The 22,339-nt window shown below is 56.0% G+C and carries 12 protein-coding genes and 1 tRNA gene; 6 read left to right on the forward strand and 7 right to left on the reverse strand.

All coding sequences use genetic code 11. The annotated features are described in order from the left end of the window. Positions 1-16 precede the first annotated feature (16 nt). From HHJ06_RS05940 to dnaA, 4 genes are all read right to left on the reverse strand, one after another. Positions 17-1,588, reverse strand: coding sequence for a DUF7088 domain-containing protein (locus HHJ06_RS05940; RefSeq protein WP_215428434.1), 1,572 nt, complete (start codon positions 1,586-1,588; stop codon positions 17-19). 33 nt (positions 1,589-1,621) lie between these two features. Continuing rightward, entirely contained in the window at positions 1,622-2,404 is a 783-nt protein-coding gene (locus HHJ06_RS05945) for an ABC transporter permease subunit (RefSeq protein WP_102713460.1), read from the reverse strand. 49 nt (positions 2,405-2,453) lie between these two features. Then, positions 2,454-3,389: an ABC transporter ATP-binding protein gene (locus HHJ06_RS05950; protein ID WP_215428435.1), complete on the reverse strand. Its 936-nt coding sequence runs from the start codon at positions 3,387-3,389 to the stop codon at positions 2,454-2,456. A gap of 173 nt (positions 3,390-3,562) precedes the next feature. Further along, positions 3,563-4,969 (reverse strand): chromosomal replication initiator protein DnaA, encoded by a 1,407-nt coding sequence (gene dnaA, locus HHJ06_RS05955; protein ID WP_215428436.1) that lies wholly within the window; start codon positions 4,967-4,969, stop codon positions 3,563-3,565. A gap of 531 nt (positions 4,970-5,500) precedes the next feature. Here dnaA and HHJ06_RS05960 point away from each other — a divergent pair. After that, positions 5,501-6,058 carry an NUDIX hydrolase gene (locus tag HHJ06_RS05960; RefSeq protein WP_215428437.1) on the forward strand — a complete coding sequence of 186 codons (558 nt, stop codon included), beginning with the start codon at positions 5,501-5,503 and terminating at the stop codon, positions 6,056-6,058. Positions 6,059-6,273: 215 nt separating this feature from the next. Continuing rightward, a tRNA-Met gene (locus tag HHJ06_RS05965) sits at positions 6,274-6,348 on the forward strand. A 912-nt stretch (positions 6,349-7,260) separates the two neighbouring features. Here HHJ06_RS05965 and HHJ06_RS05970 read toward each other — a convergent pair. From HHJ06_RS05970 to secA, 3 genes are all read right to left on the reverse strand, one after another. Then, a complete protein-coding gene (locus HHJ06_RS05970) occupies positions 7,261-8,445 on the reverse strand; it encodes a hypothetical protein (protein WP_215428438.1) in 1,185 nt (394 codons plus the stop codon). A 1,756-nt stretch (positions 8,446-10,201) separates the two neighbouring features. Beyond that, positions 10,202-11,302, reverse strand: a complete 1,101-nt coding sequence (locus HHJ06_RS05975; RefSeq protein ID WP_215428439.1) for a GNAT family N-acetyltransferase — start codon at positions 11,300-11,302, stop codon at positions 10,202-10,204. Positions 11,303-11,377: 75 nt separating this feature from the next. Continuing rightward, positions 11,378-14,731 (reverse strand): preprotein translocase subunit SecA, encoded by a 3,354-nt coding sequence (gene secA / locus HHJ06_RS05980; RefSeq protein ID WP_215428440.1) that lies wholly within the window; start codon positions 14,729-14,731, stop codon positions 11,378-11,380. Positions 14,732-14,952: 221 nt separating this feature from the next. Between secA and HHJ06_RS05985 the strand changes: the two genes are divergently transcribed. From HHJ06_RS05985 to uvrA, 4 genes are all read left to right on the forward strand, one after another. Next, the gene (locus HHJ06_RS05985) at positions 14,953-15,327 is read left to right on the forward strand and encodes a hypothetical protein (RefSeq protein WP_215428441.1); all 375 of its coding nucleotides are present in this window, start codon (positions 14,953-14,955) and stop codon (positions 15,325-15,327) included. Between the two features lie 347 nt (positions 15,328-15,674). Beyond that, on the forward strand, positions 15,675-15,821 hold the full coding sequence (locus HHJ06_RS05990; RefSeq protein ID WP_215428442.1) for a hypothetical protein: 147 nt from the start codon (positions 15,675-15,677) through the stop codon (positions 15,819-15,821). Between the two features lie 110 nt (positions 15,822-15,931). After that, the gene (locus tag HHJ06_RS05995) at positions 15,932-16,408 is read left to right on the forward strand and encodes a hypothetical protein (protein ID WP_215428443.1); all 477 of its coding nucleotides are present in this window, start codon (positions 15,932-15,934) and stop codon (positions 16,406-16,408) included. Positions 16,409-16,524: 116 nt separating this feature from the next. Continuing rightward, complete coding sequence (uvrA, locus tag HHJ06_RS06000; RefSeq protein WP_215428444.1) at positions 16,525-22,050, forward strand: excinuclease ABC subunit UvrA; 5,526 nt, start codon at positions 16,525-16,527, stop codon at positions 22,048-22,050. Positions 22,051-22,339: the final 289 nt, after the last annotated feature.

The following is a 22,339-nucleotide window of genomic DNA, read 5'->3' on the forward strand; positions in this document are numbered from 1 at the left end:
GATGGGCGTGGTGGAGTTAATGGCGGCGCGTGTTCCAGATAATCAGGGCAATCAGCAGCGCCAGCAGGGGAAGGCCGATGTTTGTCAGGAGTTCCAGAATGCCCAGGGCGTTGCGGTCCAGGTTCAGCTTGACGGTCAGGTCATGGCGGGAGCCGAGGCCGCGCAGCTCCTCACGGTCCGTCATCCAGCCGACCAGCGTGCGCATGAAGTCCCGCTGTTCCGGCTTGATCTGCCTGGGCTGGAGCAGGTCCGTATTGCCCAGCAGCACCAGGCGTCCGGTGGTTTTATTCTGGTTCACGTCCCCGGCGTTGCCGCGGATGAGGGCCGCTCCGATCATCAGGGGGCCGGGATTGTCTTCCCGCGGGTCAAACTTGGCGGGGAACTGGTTGTACTTGGTTTCCCCGTAATAATCCTCCGTCGTAACCAGGAGGGGATACGGCGTGATGCGCTTCTGCTCCATGGCCGCGTTATCGGAATCCAGGATAAGGGAAATGCTTTCCCCTTCCAGCCCGGTGCTGGAATTCCAGAACTCGCGCGTGCAGTTCAGGGAGGGCGCGAAAATGGCGTTAATCTCAAACACGGAGCGGTTGTTTCTGTTGCGGAGCATCACGCGGTCATTCTGCGGGCGCAGGCCCTGTTCACGGAGGAAGCGGTACAGCTGCTTGGGCGTATCCTGGAGGGGGTCCAGCATCACGAGCACGGCGGCGTTCGGGCGCGCCCAGTACCGTTGCAGCACCTCCGCCTCCTGCGGGGACAGGTCATACTTGGAGCCGATGATCATGAAGCCCGCGGCGTCCTCCGGAATCTCCTTCAGGCCGCTCATGCGGATGGGAACGAGCTGAAGGTTGACGGAACGGCAGATTTTGGCCAGGGTGGTGAAGATGCTCTCCTCCTGGTTGTTGCTCAGGGCCTCGTTGAAATTGCTCTTGTCCGCGGCGATGTACATCTTGCGGGGTTCTCCGTTGGCCGCCCCGTAAATGCCGGCGGTCATCATGTCTTCAATCTGGAGGGCCACCGCCTTCATGCTCTTGCCGTCCGGGCTGGGAGCGTACACCACGAAGGAATCACCGGGGAGGATGCGCACATGGGCGGCGTCCGCCTGGGTGCCTTCAAACGTCTTGAGCGCTTTTTCCGTATCTTCCCGGGCGTCAATGATAACCAGGTTCTTCTTGAACTCAATCCCGTAAATGTTCGCAATCTCCCGGGCCTTGTTCGGCTGGCGAAGCGGGTCCACGTACTCCACCTTCACCTTTCCGTTGGAGTAGCGTTCATACTCCTCCAGCAGGGAGCGCATGCGGGTGTAGTTCTGCGTGGTGCGCAGGAAGGCGAACGTGACCTTGACGGGCGTCTTGCGGTCCTGGATTTCAGGAGACTTGAGCATGTTGATGCTCTGCTGGGAAATCTCGTAACGCTGGTCTTCCGTCAGGTCCCGGCGGTAATACTCATGGCAGCCCACGTAATTCAGGCACACGACGATGAGGAACAGCAGGAAAAGCTTGATCCAGGTCATCCAGGGGCGTTTGACCTTGCGGGCGGGGGGCTGGGGGGCTTCCGTGGCCGCGGCGTGGTTATCTGGTGCTTCGCTCATAGATAAAAATAAAAAAGGTGAATGGGAGGTGAATCAATGCTTCCAGCGGCGGTGGTCAATGATGCGGATGGTGACGGCCAGCGTCAGGACGGTCATGGTCAGGTAAAACACGATGGGGCGCGTATCAATCAGCCCCGCTGAAAAGCGGTCCAGATGTTCCGAGCAGGACATGTAGTGGAAAATCCCCGCTGCGGGGAATTCCCCCCATACCACGGGAATCAGCCCCATGAAGAAAATCAGCACCAGCAGGCCGATGGTGATGATGCCGGAGATAATCTGGCTGCCTGTCAGGGATGAGGCGAAAATGCCGATGGCCGTGAACCAGGCGCCGACCAGGAGCAGGATGGCGTACGCCCCGGCCCAGTCCGCCAGACGGTAGGAAAGGACCATGCCCGCGTCATAACCGTAAATCCACTGCACGATCAGGTTGGACCAGTCCGCCAGCAGGGGGTACAACAGCATGGGCAGCCACAGGATGATGTAAAAGGCGTATGCGGAGAAATACTTGCCCAGGACCACCTGCCAGGTCTTGATGGGCGTGGTCAGGAGGGATTCCAGCGTTCCCGTCTTCTCCTCCTCCGCCAGGGAGCGCATGGTGAGCAGCGGGAAAATGAACAGGAAGTAAAACCAGAACATGGGGGAATGCAGGATGAAGAACAGAATGCCTTCCTTCTGCGGGGCCAGTTGGAACGCCTTCAGCGTGCCGGACAGGGAAACGCTCTGCAACGCCATGACGAAGGCCAGGATGACCCAGCCGTACGGGGTCGTCAGGTAGCTTCTGAGTTCTTTTCTGAAAATGGTGAGTACCGGAGACATGGGGAGAAAAGGAAAAATGATGGGTGGTGAATGGGGAGGGAACGGGCGGTTAATCTTTACGGGTCATTTCCACGAACACCTCTTCCAGGGTGGGGGTGTGGCGGTAAATATGGCGCAGGGGGCAGCCCTGTTCCGCAAGGAGGCGCGCGGCCTTCTCACGGGTATCCGTGCCGGCCTCCGCCCGTACGGTCAGCGTATGCCAGCCGTCGGCGTCCGTGCCTTCGTGGATCACCTTCTTCACGTGTTCCAGGGCTTCCAGCTTTTCCGTGATCTGGGCTAGGTCCCCGCGGAACTCCAGCGTGATCTTGCCGGCGGCGCGGAGGTTGGCCGTCAGGTTGGAGGGAGTATCCGCGGCCTTGATCGTCCCCTGGTCAATAATGATGACCTTGTTGCAGATCATCTCCACCTCACTGAGAATGTGGGTGGAAAGAATAATGGTGTGGTTGGCGGCAAGGCCCTTGATTAACTCCCGTATCTGGCGTATCTGGTTGGGGTCCAGTCCGTTGGTGGGTTCGTCCAGAATCAGCAGGTCCGGCTCGCCCAGCAGGGCGTCCGCCAGGCCCACACGCTGGCGGTAGCCTTTGGAAAGGGTGCGGATCATCTTGCGGCGCACGGGTTCCAGGCCGCACTGCTCCACGACCTTGGAGACGGCAGGCCAGATCTGCTTGGAACCGATGCCTTTAAGCCTGGCGCGGAACTTCAGGTACTCCGTCACGCGCTGGTCGTCGTAAAGGGGGACGTGCTCCGGCAGGTAGCCCAGGTGTTTGCGCGCCTCCAGGGGATTCTTGACGATGTCGAACCCCGCAATCGTGGCGGTGCCGGAGGTGGGGGGCAGGTAGCCGGTCAGCATGCGTAAAGTCGTGGTCTTGCCTGCGCCGTTCGGCCCCAGGAACCCTACGATCTCCCCCTTTTCAATCTGGAAGGAGGCATTCTTTACCGCTTGAAAGCGGCCAAACTCTTTGGAAAGCTGGTCGGCGTGAATCATGGAATCAATGGGAACAGGGTGATTCTAATCCAAACCGCTCCGGCCTCAAGCTAATTCTCCCCCGCATCTCCCCTGTGCCGCGGGGGCATTCCCGCCGCTTGAAAAGCAATGCATGCTGAAACGGAACCGGGGCTGTTCCGGCACGGCAGGCATGGATGCGGAGGGGGAGGGAATCAATCCTTCAAATCCTCTTCCAGCCGCAGGACGATGTCCCGCACGCGTACATCCTCCTCCATGCGGGAGGCAACCAGCTTATTGGCGTGAATGACGGTGCCGTGGTCACGGCCGCCGAAAGCCTGGCCGATGTCCTTCAGGGAGCACTCCGTCAGGCGGCGGCTCAAGTACATGGCGATCTGGCGGGGGAAGGCGATGCTGTTCGGGCGGCGCTTGCCGGTCAGGTCGCTCACCTTGAGCTCGTAAAAATCCGCCACGCGCTTCTGGATGGAATCCACGGTCAGGATGCGGCTGTTTTCCTCCCGCAGGATGTCGCGCAGAAGCTGCTCGATCTTGGCGATGTCCGGCATGTCCCCGGACAGGGATGTAAAGGTGGCTACGCGGAGTAGGGCCCCTTCCAGGCGGCGCACGCTCTTCTGGATGCGGCTGGCCAGGAACTCCAGAATCTCGTCTGAAACATTCATGCCGGCGCGGTCGCGCTTGCTGCGCAGGATTTCCAGGCGCGCTTCGTCGTCCGGAAGGTTCAGTTCCACCGTAAGGCCGGATTCCAGACGGGCGGCCAGGCGGGAATCCAGATTGGAAATATCGCAGGCGGCGGCGTCCGCGCAGATCACGATCGTCTTGTGGGCGTGGAACAGCTCGTCAAACGTATGGAGGAACTCCTCCACCGTCTTCTCCTTGCCGGAAATAAACTGCACGTCGTCCACCAGCAGGACGTCCGCCTTCCGGTACTTGCGGCGCAGCTTGGCGAAGCTCTGTCCGTTCTGGGTGCGGGAGGCGTCAATAAACTCGTTGGCGAACTGCTCTCCGGTAACGTACACCACATTGGCGGAGGAATCCTGGTGAAGCACCTCATGGCCGATGGCCTGGAGCAGGTGCGTTTTTCCCACGCCGGACTTCCCGTACAGGAACAGGGGATTGAACAGGGCGCGTTCCGACTGGGCGATGGACAGGCCCGCCTTGTAGGCAAAGCGGCTGTCTTCGTAAACCACAAAGGAATCGAACGTGTACAAATCATTCAGGGACGCCCGTGCTCCCGGGGTGCGCGGTTTTCTGGCCGGGGTGGCAGAGGAATCCTGGACCTGAGGCGTTTTAGTGCGGGAGGAAGGTTTTTGCGGCTGGCCTTCGGAAGACGTCATGGACGCAACCTCGTCCGCGCAGATGAACTTTACCTGGCGTTCCGTGCCCAGGGCCAGCATGGCGGCCTGCTTCAGTTCCGGGGTGTAGCTGTTCTCCACCCAGAGGGCGGCCATGGGATCGTCACACACCAGCGTCAGCGTCTTGCCGGAATCCTCCAGGAGGGAAAACTTGGGAAACCACAATCCATACACCTCCGGGGACATGATTGTTTGCAGGGCTCCTGTGATCCTGGACCACGTGGCTGACAATTCTGATGGCGGCGTCATTGTTATGGAAATAAAAAATGTTACTGGTTAATATAATGGCCGTAAGGCCGTTTCCGTCTCGCTACGAGGCCGCCTGCGGATGGAACCGGGACTGGTTCATCCGCAGCCGTGACAGCTCATGGCGTCCATCGGGATGGAGAAGGCGAACTCATCCGCTTTCAGCTCGACACCCCGGTCGACGGAAGCGCCAAAGTACTGGTTTGCGTCTGAGGAAAAAATATCTTTTTGAAGCAGCGTGAGTCATCATTCCGCGGCTCTACGTTCCACGGGGGTTCCACACCTAAAAATATTTTAGGCTTGCGTCATCCGATAATTTAGTACTCCTGAGTATATTCCTTGCATGACACGATATTCTATTCGCTATCAATGAATTATAATTTTGTTACTTGCCCGGGTGACGAAAAGGACACGATTACGCCGCCGGAAATCAACCACTTACAGGGACCGGACCAGAACAGTCCGGGAAGGGGTGGGAGGGAGGCGGTCCGCATGGTTGACAACAGGCGCCGGGAAACCTAACGTGGCTGCATCATGAAACAAATGGAACAATCCGGGGAAACATGCCGTTCCCTCTGCCGGAGCAAATTTTTGGAACTCTTGAAAGAGGGAAGATGGGAATACGTGCGCCGGGTCAATGCCAACGGCGCCGTCATGATCGTGGCCGTGACGAAAGAAGGCGAACTCCTGCTGGTGGAGGAATACCGCGTTCCCCTCCACGCGTGGACCATCGGGCTGCCTGCGGGCATCTCCGGAGATGAAGGGGAGGAAAGCGCCCTGCAATCCGCCCGGCGGGAACTGGAAGAAGAAGCCGGATACCGGGCGGATGCCTGGACGTACCTGTTTACGGGGCCCTCCTCTCCCGGATTGACCACGGAGATGGTATCCTTCTACCTGGCGGACGGCCTGCACCAAATATCGGAAGGCGGCGGGGTGGCTCATGAAAACATCATCGTGCACCGCATCCCTCTTCCGCTGGTGCATGGCTGGCTGATGGACCAGATAGGGCAGGGAAAAGTGGTGGACCCGAAAATCTTCATGGGCCTCTACTTCCTGTCTCACTCTGTAAATGGCGTGGGACTGGAGGAATAAGGACGCCCTGCGCCGTAAACGTCCGGACGCAAGGAATAGCCTGGGCCGCAGGCTATGTGAAACGGTTGGAGGAAAAGAACGGTTCATCATCAATGATTTTTCTGGGTGCAGAAGCGGGTTGCCGTCATAAAATGCTCCGGCCCCATAAAAAAATCTGGACATTCTTTCCGATCCGGGCTAAATATCTCCCCGCTTTCCGGCACCAACCACTTAACGGCAGGGTAGCTCAGTGGTAGAGCAGAGGACTCATAAGCCTTTGGTCGGGTGTTCAAATCACCTCCCTGCTACCAATTTTACAAACCCGCAAGTGTTTAAAATAGAGCACTTGCGGGTTTTTATTTCTGACAACTGCAGTACATGATTGTGGTTTTTGGAAACAATGGACAAGTGAAATTACTTAATTCGGGCAGGCTGATGAGGCAGTTGTATTGGCGGGATCAATACCAAGTCCGAGAGAGAGCCATTCTTGAAAATGCGTGTCCCGATCATCGCTCTCCTGGAAAAGCATATTTTACCTTGGAGTGGGTAGATGAGTATGTGCAGCCTATTTTGTCCGAGAAGTATAATCGCATGCGGTATCTTTCCTACGAGTTCGGATGGCATCTGCATATGCTGGGGATTATGACACGCCGGAGGGTTTCAGGGGGCAGAGGAAGCGTTGCGTTTGTCCAAATACGTTTCATTCACTGCGGGCGACAGCCACCACGGTTCTGCATGCGGCAGGGCGGATCATGCTCTTGCCCGCGTGATTGTGGGGCATGATTCCGAGATGTCTCACCAGTGTATATCCGACCTTCGGACGATCAACGCAAGGAGGCAATGGAGAAGCTTTCCGAGATGATTGTTCCTTCAGCATGCAGTGAAGAACTCATTGAGATGGAGAAGCGTGATCTTGTCGCTCTTTGTCCCAAGTGTATCCCCTGCCTGGATGAAAATCAGTTAAATGTACGGAAAGAAACTCTAAAAAAGATAGACATTTTAACTTACAATGCGTGATGATACAATACACACAATAGGCGAAGGGGCGCGGGTGGAAGGAGGAGTTGTGGTAAGAGGTACGGCGAGAAATCAAGCCTGACATGCAAATTTGTGAAAATGCATACCTGTGTTTGTTGTTCTCAATTCGGAATGGTGCACATCTTTGACTCTCCCAGAGAATACTAAAAACGATCGAATTGAACTAACACTAATTAACTTGAAATCTATTCGAAATAATCAATTATATTTGTTTCCAAATCGGAAATTATAATCTGCAATAAATCACCAGTTTCAGTATACGGCTTATATAATATTTTGTTTTGTATATCTTTTTTAAATTTCTGCAAAGTATCCCAGTCATTTTTTATTATTTCAAGATCATCTAAATCAACAGAAACGGAAGGAGCTTTTGAATAGAAATAAGCCATACCCAGAGGCTTGTCGGCCATCGAATTATTCAAACTTGCTAATAACTCCTCCGCTGTGCCTGAAACGGAACGTTCTTGGTTTGTCGCAATATCAATTGTTGGAGTTCCCAGTTTATATTTGAATATTGCGACAACAAAATCAACGTTGCAAATTATTTGACGATTTATAATATCTTGAGGATACCCTGGTTGAGATGCTAAATCTTCCCAACCATGTACGATTAAACGTTTACAACAATGTGATTCATGATGTCCACGTCTAAATTGAATTTCTAATTTTTCCAATAAATTCTTCCGTTCTAACCAAGCATCACTAGGTGAAGCTATCACAATATTTATCTCTCCAGATTTTTTAGATTTCCTTTTCTTTATACTTTGATGTTGTGGAATTACGAGGTCCAATACATCTTGATTCCACTTTGAAGAATCAGAAAGAAAATTCATTAGAATTTTTAAATCCTCCAAAATATTAATTTGTTCAGGCGAAGATAAATTATTAGAAATTCGTTCTAGACAAGTTGGGCAAATCCTGGCTTGCCTCATTCCATCATCAATTCCTGTCTTATTTTGTAAAAAATCATATATACAACCCGTTGTGTTTTTGTGTCTAAAATCTGTATCATTAATATATAATGCCAAATAATCTACAATAAAATATAATAAACCATTATTCTTAGGTAAGTCCGTTAAATAAAGCCATCCCCAAAAAGAAAAAATAGACAATTTCTTATGTTCATGAAAAAAATAATTATCTATATATGGTTTTTCTGTAAAACAAAAAATCTTATCAAATTCAGGTAATTTCTTATGAATTTTCTTTAAAATGGATCTAAAGGAATCCGGTTTTGATATTATATTAGAATCTATGTTTATATCGCCGCCATTAACAAATTTAAGATGCGTGGTTTTATTATTAAGTAAGTCGCAAATTCTGTTTTTGTTGATTTCAAAATCAATATCAAAAAGAAGTAGTATTTTCATAGCTTTCCTTAGTTAAGAATACAATAATAGACAAGTCAATGATAATCACCACTACTAGCACTTTGTTATTATCGACTGAATGAATGCGGTGGTAGAGGAACCGATTTTCGAGAGACAGGTTAATGATTATGTTGACGACATGAGCGAACGGGAGGTTATTCCGAGCGATTAATTTGTACGTGATATGAAGTGGATGGGTAAACGGTTATCCTCGGAAGACCGCGCAAATGATTCGTAACCTGGATGAATACCGGGTTCATCTGAAAGATTACGGCAATTCTGTGCGAATGGTGAAATGTTCCTACGTTCACTAGGAATACGTCGGGTTGCCACGCCATCACGCAACAACCGCTCGCATCCGCTGCTCAAACTTGCCTATATGTTTTTACTGTTATGTTCAAGGTTACGAGTTGCATCTGATTTGTGCCGGAGACAAGCAAAGACAGCCCGAGGATAATAAATACTGTAAGGATTGTGTTTCACAATTTTAATGCAACCTCTTCTGTAATCATGGAAAATAAAGAATACGTTCCGATCGATCTGTCAAAGAACAAGCGTTACGCAACGGTCGAAGATGACTGAGAGACTGTGTATCACCCGAGATCATGGAGGAAGCCAAACGGATCTCCGCCGCTTCTACCGTTTCCTCGGCTCTTACCCATATGCGCGTCAAGGCCGGAATTTCGCAGAATATGGTGGCTGCGGTACTCGATTGTTCCCAGCCGCGTATTTCCGCGATTTAAAGCGCGACCAATGGCAAGATGAGCATGGGCGCCGTTCTGAAATATGTAGAGGTGACGGGCTTCCCCTTCAAGGTTTAGTTGGAAGACGGTTGTGTCATTGCCGTGTCTTCCGTACCGAAGGGAAGAAAATCTCGCAAGAGCGTGTTGCGAAAACCTGTAAAGCCTAGGACAAAAGTCCATCCAAGTGCCAGCCCTTTCCTCGCTCGCCATCCCGTCTCCTGCGCTACCAGCTCTCCTCACTGTCCTCGGCAGATATCATATAACACACCCCACAAAAACGAATACACTGTGTTCGTAATTGGAAAAACAGCGTTCACCTTTCCACAAAAAACATTCCGTTTTCGGGCAATTGCAAAAAACTGTTCCTCAAACTGTCACTTTTTTCTTGAAATTTATGGTTTTCTCTTTTTCAGAACGGTTGACACTTTGAAAGGTAATCCCTTCACCTCCACGTATTTCAGGAGGGCAGGCATATGGATCTTTTCGTTGTTTGCCATTTCGATGGACGAAAATACACCGAGGGGACATCCAAGAGCCGTAGCCATCACCGTCCGAGAAATACCCGCCTTGATCCGCATGGCCATCAAGGCATAGACACAAGACATGCGAGCATTGCGCCACTTGATCTCCCCGATTTCCCCCGGTATATGTGTCGCATATATTTGATAATTGTTATTTAAGTTAAAATTAACGGATATAGGTTAGTGTCTGCGCTAATTATTCAATGAAAAACTATAAGAAAGGCGTAAGATTTTCTATATGAGACTAGTTATAAAAAACTTTCATAAAAATCTCAATGAATAATGACTCGTGAGTTGCAATGAACGTCAACCTAGAAAGTTGAAGAAATACCTAGATGGTTTGTCCTGTATTCGCTCCTATTAGGGGAATGGTCCTCATGGAGGCAAATGGTAAAGAAGGAACGTCAGAAAATAAGAGATTTCCTCAATTCCAGTCAATAGACGCGAGAATGGCGAAGCTGTTGAAGTTGAATAAATAGGTAAAGGTCGTTTTTATTTAAGTCTCAATCCAAAGACTCCGGATTTGCGACCGCTGAGTTCCAGGGCGCGCAGGCGTTCCGGGGGGAGGCAGTCGCGGGAGAATTCCGCGTAGTGCATGCGGTCCCGGAAGTAATGGACGGCGCTTTGGGAGAGGGCGAAGATGAATTCCATGCCCATTTCCTCCGCTTTTCTTCTGGCGAATTCGCATAGCGTCCGGCCATAGCCGCGGCCCTCATGGCGGTGCTTGATGTACAGGCAGCCCAGTTCCGCGCTGCGGTGCTTCGGGTAGGGATAGACAGCCACACAGCCCACAATGCTGTCGTCCAGGGTCAGCACGTAATAGTCATCCATTCTGGCGGCGATGTCTTCATAGTTCCGGTTCACCAGCTTGGAGTCCACCACGGAGCGGGCAATCATGGAGAGGAGTTCCGGAATGTCCTCTTCCTTCAAGGGGCGTATTTCCCGGTAGGAGTCCGTGTGGACCATGGTGCCCACGCCTTCTTCAGAGAAGAGTTCCTCCACCAGCACGCCGCGTATTTTTCCATCCAGCAGGTGCACGCGGGGGATTCCGGCGCGGCAGGCTTCCGCCGCCTGGTCCAGCAGTTCCCGGTGGGTTACTTCCCCTTTTATTCCCGCCACTTCCGATTCCAGAATGGCGGCAATCGGGTGGCCGTCACGGGAGGGAACCTTGTGGTCGTTGAGCAGGGCAATGTATTTGGAGGCTCCCAGGCTGAATGCCATGCGGACGGATTCCGGATCAAAGGAGCCGGAGCGGCCGGAGGCCACCACGGGGATTTGATGCCTCCCCAGAATTTCCCGGACTCTTTCCTGGACAAGCTGGCCGCCTTTCAATGGCGCTTCCACCAGGGCGGAGCGCATTTCACAGACGCGCGTGTGTTCGTACAGGGCGGAGGCGTCCGTTCCCTCCACAATCAGCACGGGCCTGACGCCTATTTCCTGAAGAACGTCCAGGTCCAGCAGCGCGTCCACCAGTTCCCCGGAATCTACCAGGGGGCGTTCCACATGCACGGCAAAGATTTTATCCCGGAAGTACGGGACGTATTCCAGCACGGAACGGACGTTGGTGGATTTGTTGGGCGGGCGTGTGGTCAAGGGAGGACCGGAAGCTTGAAGACGGAGGAACCGGGTTTTCCCGTTTCCTCCGTCCGGAAGTGATATGTGGTGTTTTTAGAACGTGCGGGTCTCGGAGGAATCCCGGTTGTCCATGGTTTCCGCGAAGTCCTGCGAGTCAAGGGTGACGGCAATTTCCTCGTCATCACCCGCGGCAGGCGTTTCCGCCGGAGCCTCGGAGGTTTCTTCCTTGCGGAGAACGACGCTGACTTTGCGCTTGGGCATGACCAGTTTGGGTTCCGCCGTGGCGGGCTGGTAGCCTTCACCGATGGTTGTGGCGTCAGAGATGACGGCCGGGGCCTGTTCCGGTTCCGGCTGTTGTGCGGACTGGTGTTCCCGTGCACGGGAGACTTGTTCCCGCAGGGCGGAAAGCAGGTCGGTAGGCATGCCGTCAAAGCCGATTTCCGGCAGGTTGGCGCCCTCTTCCTGGTTTTCATCGGAAGAGTCAAACTGGGGCAGGCTGGCCAGGAAGTCTTCAAAGGCGTCCAGGTTGGTGGTGCTCTTGAAGAGGTTGCCGATGGCCTCCCCCTTGATGCTTTCCATCAGGGTAACGAACAGGTCGTAAGCTTCAGACTTGTATTCCACCAGCGGGTCCTTCTGGCCCTGGGCGCGGAGGCGTACGCCTTCCCGCAGGGAGTCCATGTTGTACAGGTGCTCCTGCCACATTTTGTCAATGGCCCCCAGGATGATCTGGCGTTCCATGTGGTCCAGGTATTCCGGACGTTCACGGGAGGCCTTGTCTTCATAAGTGGCCTTGACCTTGTCAATGAGGAAGGCGATGGTGTCATCCATCTGGCGTTCTTCCAGCTTGGCGGCATCCGCCGTCAGTCCCAGCGGGAAGGAGGAGTTCATCCAGGAGAGCAGCTCGTCCGGATGGGTGAGGCCTTCCGAGTCCGGATCCAGGAATTCATGGGCGCGGGTGGCGATTACTTCTTCCAGAATGTCGTAAATCATTTCGCGCGGGTTTTCCGTGGAGAGCACTTCATTGCGGTAGCCGTAAACGATTTCGCGCTGCTTGTTCATCACGTCGTCGTAATCCAGCACGTGCTTGCGCCACATGTAGTTGCGCTGTTCCACGCGTTTCTGGGCGGATTCCACGGATTTGTTCAGGAAGCTGTGTTCCAGGGCTTCGCCGTCGGCCACGCCCAGGCGTTCCATCATCTTGGTCATGCGTTCCGCCGCGCCGAAGTTGCGCATCAGGTCATCTTCAAAGGAGATGAAGAACTGGGAGGCGCCGGGGTCCCCCTGGCGGGAGCAGCGACCGCGGAGCTGGCGGTCAATGCGGCGGGATTCGTGGCGTTCCGTGCCCAGCACGAAGAGGCCGCCGAGGTCGGCTACGCCTTCCCCCAGCTTGATGTCCGTACCGCGGCCCGCCATGTTGGTGGAGACGGTAACGGCTCCGCGCTTGCCGGCCAGGGATACGATTTCCGCTTCGCGCTGGTGGTTTTTGGCGTTCAGCACTTCATGGGGGATTTTGGCCCTCTTGAGCATGCGGGAGAGCGTTTCAGAGGCGTCCACGCTGGCCGTGCCGATCAGGATGGGCTGGCCCTTGCCGTGGAGCTCCTGGATTTTGTTGATCACCGCATTGAATTTTTCACGGCGGGATTTGAAGATAAGGTCGTTCTGGTCCTTGCGGATGCAGGGGCGGTTGGTCGGGATGGGCAGAACGTCCAGCTTGTAAATGTCATGGAATTCCGCGGCTTCCGTTTCAGCCGTACCGGTCATGCCCGCCAGTTTCTTGTACAGGCGGAAGTAGTTCTGGATGGTGATGGTGGCGTAGGTCTGGTTTTCACGTTCCACTTCCACGCCTTCCTTGGCTTCCACGGCCTGGTGCAAGCCGTCGCTCCAGCGGCGTCCCGGCATTTCACGGCCCGTGTTCTGGTCAATGATGATGACCTTGTCGTCCTTGACGACGTATTCCACGTCTTTTTCGTAAATGCAGTAGGCCTTCAGGAGCTGGGAGGTGGTGTGCAGGCGGGCGCCCGTCTCGTCAAGCTGCTTGGTCAGTTCATTCTTGCGGCGCAGCTTGTCCTTTTCCGTCATGCGGGGGTCTTCATCCATTTCCGCAAAGGCGGTACCCAGGTCCGGCAGCACGAAGTCTTCCGGGTGGCCGGGGGAGATGACTTCACGGCCTTTTTCCATCAGGTCGGCGTCGTGGGTCTTTTCATCCACGGTGAAGAACATTTCCTCCTTCAGCTTGTAGAGTTCCTTCTTGCGCGTATCCTGGTAAAGGGTCAGTTCATATTTTTCCACGATGCGGCGCAACTCGGGATCCTGCATGGCGCGCAGGAAGGCGCGGTGGCGGGGCTGCCCCATCTTCACCTTGAACAGGCAGCGGCCCACTTCTTCCGTACGGCCTTTTTCCTGGGCTTCCAGCGCCTGGGCCATCAGCTCGTTGCAGAGGTCCGTCTGGGCCTTCACCACGCGTTCAATGGCAGGGCGCAGGGTGTCGTACTGCTGTTCCCGGGTGACGACCGCCGGGCCGGAAATAATGAGGGGCGTACGGGCTTCGTCAATGAGGATGGAGTCCACTTCGTCCACAATGGAGAAGTAATGGCCGCGCTGCACCTGTTCCGTTTTGGAGGTGGCCATGCCGTTGTCACGCAGGTAGTCGAAGCCGAATTCGGCGTTCGTGCCGTACGTGATGTCGCAGGCGTATTGCTCACGGCGCAGCTGGGAGGGCATCATGCTCTGGATGCAGCCCACGGTCAGCCCCAGGAACTGGAAGAGCATGCCCATCCATTCGGAGTCGCGGCGCGCCAGGTAGTCGTTCACGGTTACCACGTGCACGCCCATGCCCGTCAGGGCGTTCAGGTATACGGGGAGGGTGGCGACGAGCGTCTTGCCTTCACCCGTGGCCATTTCCGCGATGTAGCCGCGGTGCAGGGCGATGCCGCCCAGCAGCTGCACGTCAAAGTGGACCATGTCCCACACCTGCTTTTGTCCGCAGATGTCGCGTTCTTCCCCGCAGAACAGGCGCGCGCCGTGTTTAACGGCGGCAAAGGCTTCCGGCAGAATCTGGTTCAGGTAGCGTTCGCGCAGCTTGTCAAACTGGGGAGTGATGTTGTTCCAGGCGGCTTTCCCCTCTTCAATGGAGGCAGGAGTGGCTTCCACAGTGGGAAGGGCGGCGAATTCGTCTTTCAGGGATTCAAACCGGGCGTTCAGCTTGGCGGCGATGGCTTCCAGTTCTTCCTGCGGCGCGGCTTCCACAATGCGCACGGGGGGAAGCTCCATGGGAAGGAAGCGGTGCAGGTAGCCCTGCCATTCACGGGTTTTTTCAAGCAGGAAGTCCTGCCCCTTGCCGTTCCATGATTCTTCAATGGAGACGATCTGTTCTACAATAGGGCGCAGGCGGCGCACTTCACGCTGGTTTTTGGTACCGACAATCTTGGTTAGAATCCACTTAATCATCTTTGTCTTGTTGAAAATTGACGAGAGATAGAGGCGCTTTCAGCGATCTAAGAATCGAAAAATACTAGCGGCTGTCTGTAGAAATGCAAGCACGGGCCGCCATTTGGTTTCATGATGACGTAATAGATTGGGTTTGGGCGGCATCGTTCTTTCTTTCTTCCGTTTTTCCTTGAACCTTCATTTATCCTGGAGGAATGTATAGGGGAAAGGAGAGAATGACAATGCATGGAGCATACCATTCCGCCGGCCTGGTTCTTTTTCTGCCGGTCATCGGCATCATGGCCGGATGCCAGGAAAACGGTGCCGTAAAACAGCAGGAAGTGGACTTGCTGTCGGAAGGAATTGATGAGGACGGCAACCTTTTCATGCATTTTGAGCTGGATTCCCGTTACCAGGGGGATTTGTATGCGGAAGTTTCCGTGCAGGGGGATGAAATAAGCATCGCCCTGTACACGCATTCCACTCCCGGAGCTTCCAGAAAAATACCCTATGCGGACGGGTACAGGCTTGTTGTGCCATGGCCTGAAGGAACAGATTCCGTAGACGTCAGCCTGTGCGGCATGAAATTGGGAGGGTGGGAGAAAAAGAGGGAGTAGCGGGGGCCATTTCCCTTCAAGGCCGGGTTGTTGTCTGATTGTTAACAGAAGCTTCTGTTTCTCCCTGTTTTCCTGTGGCAGGAATGGGGGGTGAAGCCTTTCCTGTGGATGACATGCGCGTTGCTGGCCGCTTGCGCCATTGGATTTTCAGCATACCGCATGCTGGTAGGAGATGTGTCTGAAAGGATTCCCGCCACGCGCCTGGTGATTGAACCTGACGCTTCCTGTTTGCCCACCATGGGCATGGTATCGTTGGAAACCCCTTTCATTTTTAATGCGGCCCGTAGTCCGGTCTTTGATTTGAGGGAGGGGAAAGCCGTCTCACGCTGGCGGAATGCATTCTGGAGGTGCGGCAAAAGGATATTCTGGACGGAGTGCTGGACAGGATAGATTCCCAGCGGTCCCTGCGCCTTTATGTGGTTTGCCGCGTACCGGGCGAGATCAAGGGGGCATGGCTGGATGACGGTGGTAATGGGGAAGACACCGCCCTCTGAGGAGGGCTGTTGCCGTTCTGGGGTGTTATTGGCTTCTGCGCAATTTTTGTGATGATGAAGAGCTGTTTTTCAGATGGATGCGGCTTTCCTTGAAAAGCAGGAAGACGGAGATGCTGGATGCCTCCGTAGAGTATCTGTTTCCCTGGCTCAAACCGGACCGGGAACAATTTGTTCATGGGCGGTGGATTTCAGACATTGAATCAGTAACCTATGGCTGTATTCCTCTGGATCGTAATGCAGGGGCCGCTGTTTCACAGCCCTGCCTGTTTACGGTAACCAGCCGGAAAAATGGTTCTTCCTTCCTGCTGGAGATTCGGAGCGCAGCGCTGAACGGCGCATTCATTGCCCTGGAAATGCCACCGGACAACCGCACACTTCATCCCGGGGAGTTGTTGCCGTTCCGGATTTGGGAAAACGGTCACGGATGGCCTTGCCCCTGGAATGTCCGGCCCGTGCGGGTGCCGCCCATGGAGATTCCTGAAAATGTGCCTTCATCGTTCCTTCCCTCCGTCCCCGAAAATTTTCGTTCCTGTCCGGAGGAAGATATGCTGCCTGAATTGGAATCATGGTCAGGAGGCGGTAAATGACAGTTTATGCAGGCGGTTACGCCATGAACAGAAGAGAGGCGCCGGGTGGAAGGCGGCAGTCATTCATGACAGGCGCTTCTCTTGGAATGATTCCAAATTGATGATATACTCACCCCATGAGTCATTGTGAGGATGGGCGCATCCGCATCCGCGGCGCCCGTGAGCATAATTTGCAGAATGTGGATGTGGATATTCCCCTGGGGCGCTTGACGGTGGTGACCGGACCTTCCGGCTCGGGAAAAACAAGTTTGGCGATGCATACGCTGTATGCGGAGGGGCAGAGGCGTTACATGGAAACCTTTTCCCCTTACGTGCGCCAGTTCATGGACCGCATGGACAAGCCGGACGTGGACGCCGTGGAGAACATTCTTCCGGCGATTGCCCTGCACCAGCGCAACTCCGTCCGGACTTCACGCTCCACGGTAGGGACCATGACGGGGCTGAATGATTACTGGAAATTCGTTTTCGCCCGTCTGGCCGTGGGCATGGACCCGGAAACCGGGCGGGAGATCAGGCCGGAGACGCCCGGCTCCATTGATGAAAAGCTGCATGCGGAATTTCCCGCCGGGACGGAATTGATGATTTGCCTGGAGGTGGCGCGGCCGGAGTCCGTGGACCTCCCCACGCTGAAAAGGAATCTGGTGGCCCAGGGCTACTTGCGCGCCTTTGCGCATGGAGAGTCTCTCCGGCTGGAAGATGAAGAATGGACCCTGGAAGAAGGCGAACCCTTGCTGGTCATCCAGGACCGCGTGAAACTGGCGGAAGACCAGCGGGAACGCAGGCTGGAAGCGCTGGAAACGGCCATGCGCCTGGGCGGCGGCGTGGCTCATGTGATTCCCCGCGTGGACGGAATCTGGCTGCCCGCCATGAAGTTCCGCGGTGACTGGCATCCGCTGATGGAGCCCAGGCCCGGACTGTTCTCCTTCAATTCTCCGCTGGGCGCGTGTCCGGAGTGCCGCGGCTACGGCCGCGTCATCACCATTGACTACTCCCGGTGCATCAAGCCGGAACTCAGCGTCAATGACGGGGCCATCCATATCTTTGAAGGGGAGAGCAAAGTGTTTTCCGAATGCAAGAAGGACCTGATGCGCGGCTGGCGCAATAATTCCCGGAAGGTCCGGCTGGACGTGCCGTGGAAGGACCTGAAACAGTGGGAACGGGACTGGCTGATGAACGGGGACGGGGAAAACCCGGATGAAATGTATGAAAAGGGCTTGTGGTATGGCATTACGGGCTTTTTCAAGTATCTGGAAAGCCGCACGCACAAGATGCATGTGCGCGTGTACCTGAGCCGTTTCCGCACGTACCAGGAATGCCCCTCCTGCCATGGCTTGCGCCTGAGGCCGGAAGCCCTCCAGTTCAAGGTGGGCGGCAAAAGCATGCCGGAGCTCTCCAGCATGCCCATGGATGAACTTCTGGCCTGGGTGGACAAGTATGTAACGCCGCGCGCGCATGAGGATGCAGGCTTGAAGCATGCCGTGGCGGAATTGAGAAGCCGCCTGGAATACCTGAATGAAGTGGGGCTGGGCTACCTGACGTCCGACCGTTCCACGCGCTCCCTTTCCGGCGGGGAAATTGAACGCGTAAGCCTGACGACCTGCCTGGGCGCTTCCCTGACGGATACCCTGTTTGTGCTGGACGAACCCACCGTAGGCCTTCATCCGCGTGATACCTCCCGCCTGATCTCCGCCATGAACCGCCTTAAAAAGCGCGGCAACACGCTGGTGGTGGTGGAGCATGAGGAAGCGGTGATGCGCGCGGCGGACAGCCTGGTGGACATGGGGCCCGGCTCCGGCCGGGAGGGCGGAAAACTGGTTTATTCCGGAGACCCGGCCCTGATAGGAGACGTGGCGGAATCCCTGACAGGGGCCTTCCTTTCCGGCAGGCGGCGCATCGCCGTGCCCGGAAAAAGGCACAAGCCCAGCAAGTTCCTGAAAGTCTCCGGCGCCACGCGGCACAACATGATCAAGCTGGACGTGGACATTCCCCTGGGCGTGTTCACCTGCTTGACGGGCGTCAGCGGGTCCGGAAAGAGCACCCTGGCGCATGATGTCCTTTACCTGAACGCGCTGGTGGAAAAGGGAGGCGTGTGTGAGGAGGAGCCTGCCCGTGTCAAGTCCATCAAGGGCTGGGAACTGCTGGATGAAGTGGTGATGGTGGACCAGAGCCCCATTGTCCGCACCCCGCGCTCCACCCCTGCCGTGTACGCCGGGGTGTTTGAAGAAATACGCTCCCTCTTTGCGGAGACGGAGACGGCCCGCGCGCGCGGCATGAAGCCCGGCTTCTTCTCCTTCAACAGCGGGGACGGCCGCTGCCCCCGCTGCATGGGCATGGGGAGTGAAAAGGTGGAGATGCAGTTCCTTTCAGACATTTTTGTACAGTGTCCGCTGTGCCATGGCTCCCGTTACGGGAGCGAAGTGCTGAGCGTGCACCGGGACGGCAGGAACATTGCGGATATTCTCGGCATGACGGTGGCGTCCTCCCTGGAATACTTCAAGGGGGAAAAAGGAGCCAAGGCCTCCCGCATTGCTGCCAAGCTGGGCGTGCTCCAGCGCGTAGGGCTGGGGCACCTGACCCTGGGCCAGCCCCTGAACACCCTCTCCGGCGGGGAAAACCAGCGTCTGAAGCTGGCCAAAATCCTGCTGGACCAGATAGGCTCCGGCGCGAACAGCCCCAAAATGCTCATTCTGGACGAACCGGGAACCGGTCTCCACTTTGCGGATATTGAAGTGCTGCTGGCCGTGTTCCGGGAACTGGTGGAGCAGGGGCATACCCTGCTGGTCATTGAGCACAATCCGGAATTCATCAAGTCCGCAGACTACGTGATTGACCTGGGGCCGGAGGGCGGCGCCGGAGGCGGCCATGTGGTGGCTGCCGGCACGCCGGAGGAAATCGTGGCCGCGGGGAAGGGATATACGGGCAAATACCTCAGGGACGTGCTGGAAGGCCGCCCCTCCGTTTACGACCCTGCGGACGCCTCCGCACAGGAATCCGCAGACACGGACATACCGGAAGGCGTGATGGCCCTGCGCGGTGCGCGCCACCACAACCTGAAAAACGTGGACCTGGATGTGCCGCGCGGGGAAATGACCGTACTGACCGGACTTTCCGGGTCCGGGAAAAGCTCCCTGGCCTTTGACATCTTCTTTGCGGAAGGGCAGCGGCGCTTCATGGACGTCATGTCCCCGTACGCCCGGCAATTCACGGAACAACTGGAAAGCCCGGACATCGACCGTCTTACCGGTTTGCCCCCCACCGTAGCCATTGAACAGAACATGTCCCGCGGGGGGACCAAATCCACCGTGGGCACCGTCACGGAAATCTGGCAGTTCATGCGCCTGCTGTATGCCAAGCTGGGGCAGGCCTACTGCCCGCAGTGCGGCGTGCCGGTGGGTAAAAGGTCGGAATCCGAGGTGGTGGAGCTGGTGGTGCGTGAATTGAAAAAACATGGCCGCGTAGCCCTGCTGGCTCCGCTGGTGCGTGGGCGCAAGGGGCACTACGCGGACCTGGCCCGCTGGGCGGAAGGAAAGGGATATGAGGAAATGTGGGTGGACGGGACCCTGGTCCCCCTGAGCGGTTTCCAGCCGCTGGACCGTTATTCCAGCCATGACCTGGACCTGGTTGTCTCAAGGCCGGAGGCCTCCTGGACCCCGGAGAAACTCGCCGGAGCGGTGCATGCCGCGCTGGAAATGGGTGAAGGATTTTTACAGGTGCTGCCGCCCGGTTCCAGCCGTCCGGAGCTGATGGGGACCAAACTGGCCTGCGCCTCCTGCGGGCAGTCCTTCCCGGAGCTGGAGCCGTATACCTTCTCCTTCAACTCCCCGCGCGGGTGGTGCCCCGTTTGCCGCGGGCACGGCATCGTGGGCAAGGGAAAGATGAAGGAAGACCAGGCGCAATCCCTGCTGGAAGCAGAACTGAAATATGACCGGGACCTGGCCCGCCAGGCGGATGACGATAAGGGAGTGAAAGTCTGCCCCGCCTGCCAGGGCGTGCGGCTGAACGAGTTTGCGCGTGCCGTGAGGCTTCAGGGGGTAACCCCCGGTGAAATCGCCTCCCTGCCTGCGGTGGCTGCGGCGGAACTGGTGAAGGGGTGGAAATTTGAGCGGGAAGAAGCCCTCATCGCCCGCGACGTGGTGGCGGAAATCACGCAGCGCCTGAACTTCCTCCATCGCGTGGGGCTGGGGTACCTGTCCCTGGACCGCAGCGCCACGACGCTCTCCGGCGGGGAAACCCAGCGCATCCGCCTGGCCTCCCAGCTGGGCTCCCACCTGCGCGGCGTGCTTTACGTGCTGGATGAACCCACCATCGGCCTTCACCCGAAGGACAATGAACTGCTGCTCGGCACGCTGGACGAACTCAAGCGCCGGGGCAACACCCTGCTGGTAGTGGAACATGATGAAGACACCATGAAGCGTGCGGACCACATTGTGGACATGGGGCCGGGCGCGGGCATCCACGGCGGCCAGGTGGTGGCCCGCGGAACCTTTGAGGAACTGGCCGCCATGCCGGACTCCGTAACGGGCGCCGCCCTGCATCACAAGCCGCAGCATCCCTACCGGGGCAAAAGGCGCAGGATTCCCGCCAAAAAGGAGGAATCCGCATGGCTGCGGGTGGAAGGCTGTTGCCTGAACAACCTGAAGGACGTGAACGTAGCCATTCCCAAGGCGAGGCTCACGGTGCTCACCGGCGTATCCGGCGCGGGAAAAACCTCCCTGATGACGGGAACCATCCGGCTGGTGGCGCGCCAGGCCATTGGCGACAAGCTCACGAGGGACCAGAAAAAGCTGTGGAAAACCTCCTCCGGCTTTGACTCCATTCGTATGGTGTACGGCGTGGACCAGAGCCCCATCGGCAAGACGCCCCGTTCCACTCCGGCAACGTACGTGGGCTTTCTGGACGACATCCGGACGCTGTTTGCGCAGACGGCTGACGCGCGCAGGCTGGGCTTCGACCGCGGCCGCTTCTCCTTCAACACGGGGCAGGGCAACTGCGAATCATGCAAGGGAACGGGCATGCAAAAGCTGGAAATGGACTTCCTGCCGCCCTGCTACGTGCCGTGTGAAACCTGCCGGGGCAAGCGTTACAATGCCGCCACCCTGACCGTGAGGTACAAGGGGAAAACCATTGCGGACGTTCTCCAGATGGACTTTGCGGAAGCGGCGGAATTCTTTGAAAGCCAGCCCCGCATCTCGGACCCCCTCAAGCTGTTGGCGGAAACCGGCCTGGGCTACCTGACACTGGGGCAGGCGTCCAATACGCTCTCCGGCGGGGAAGCCCAGCGGCTCAAGCTGGTGACGGAACTCATCAAGGGACGGCGCGTCAGCCGGAACGCCCTGATGAAAGGTAAGGAACTTCCCGGAGACCTGTACCTCATTGAGGAACCCTCCATCGGCCTGCATCCGCGGGACGTGAGATTGCTCATTGACGTGCTGCATCGCCTGGCGGACCAGGGGAACACGGTCATCGTCATTGAGCACAACACGGAAATCATGGCGGAGGCGGACTACGTCATCGACATGGGCCCCGGCCCGGGCGACGCCGGCGGAACCATCGTGGCGGAAGGAACGCCGGAACAGATAGCCAAAAAAGACTCCCCCACGGCGGAATACATCCGCCGGGAGCTGGAACCGGACGGCGTGTAATCTGTTCAACCAAAAACCTTATTCTTGTCAGGACCGTTCCGGGCTTTTCGGAACGGTCCTTTCTTATGAAGAAAAGGAACCGATGGCAGCAGACGGAGAGGCGTTTCCCTATCACTGGGGGCCGGAATGCTTTTAAAGGAAAAATCAGCTATTCTGGAAATGATGGAACGGAATTGTTGCTGGATATGTCTCAAAGCAAGTGCAAGGCTGTATTCCGCATCAGCCCTGCTATTCCTGATTCCTGCGTCAGTGGTTGGCAAATACCGGAGAGGCAGTCAGGAATAGGTAT

This window comes from Akkermansia muciniphila, from assembly GCF_018709685.1.
Taxonomy (GTDB): Bacteria; Verrucomicrobiota; Verrucomicrobiia; order Verrucomicrobiales; family Akkermansiaceae; genus Akkermansia; species Akkermansia muciniphila_E.

What these genes read in the sequence shown, in the direction of transcription:
- HHJ06_RS05995 (WP_215428443.1), top strand. Translation starts at nt 15,932, where the DNA reads ATGCTGGATGCCTCCGTAGAGTATCTGTTTCCCTGGCTCAAACCGGAC.
- HHJ06_RS05970 (WP_215428438.1), bottom strand. Translation starts at nt 8,445, where the DNA reads ATGAAAATACTACTTCTTTTTGATATTGATTTTGAAATCAACAAAAAC.
- HHJ06_RS05960 (WP_215428437.1), top strand. Translation starts at nt 5,501, where the DNA reads ATGAAACAAATGGAACAATCCGGGGAAACATGCCGTTCCCTCTGCCGG.
- HHJ06_RS05945 (WP_102713460.1), bottom strand. Translation starts at nt 2,404, where the DNA reads ATGTCTCCGGTACTCACCATTTTCAGAAAAGAACTCAGAAGCTACCTG.
- uvrA (WP_215428444.1), top strand. Translation starts at nt 16,525, where the DNA reads ATGAGTCATTGTGAGGATGGGCGCATCCGCATCCGCGGCGCCCGTGAG.
- secA (WP_215428440.1), bottom strand. Translation starts at nt 14,731, where the DNA reads ATGATTAAGTGGATTCTAACCAAGATTGTCGGTACCAAAAACCAGCGT.
- HHJ06_RS05985 (WP_215428441.1), top strand. Translation starts at nt 14,953, where the DNA reads ATGCATGGAGCATACCATTCCGCCGGCCTGGTTCTTTTTCTGCCGGTC.
- HHJ06_RS05940 (WP_215428434.1), bottom strand. Translation starts at nt 1,588, where the DNA reads ATGAGCGAAGCACCAGATAACCACGCCGCGGCCACGGAAGCCCCCCAG.
- HHJ06_RS05950 (WP_215428435.1), bottom strand. Translation starts at nt 3,389, where the DNA reads ATGATTCACGCCGACCAGCTTTCCAAAGAGTTTGGCCGCTTTCAAGCG.
- dnaA (WP_215428436.1), bottom strand. Translation starts at nt 4,969, where the DNA reads ATGACGCCGCCATCAGAATTGTCAGCCACGTGGTCCAGGATCACAGGA.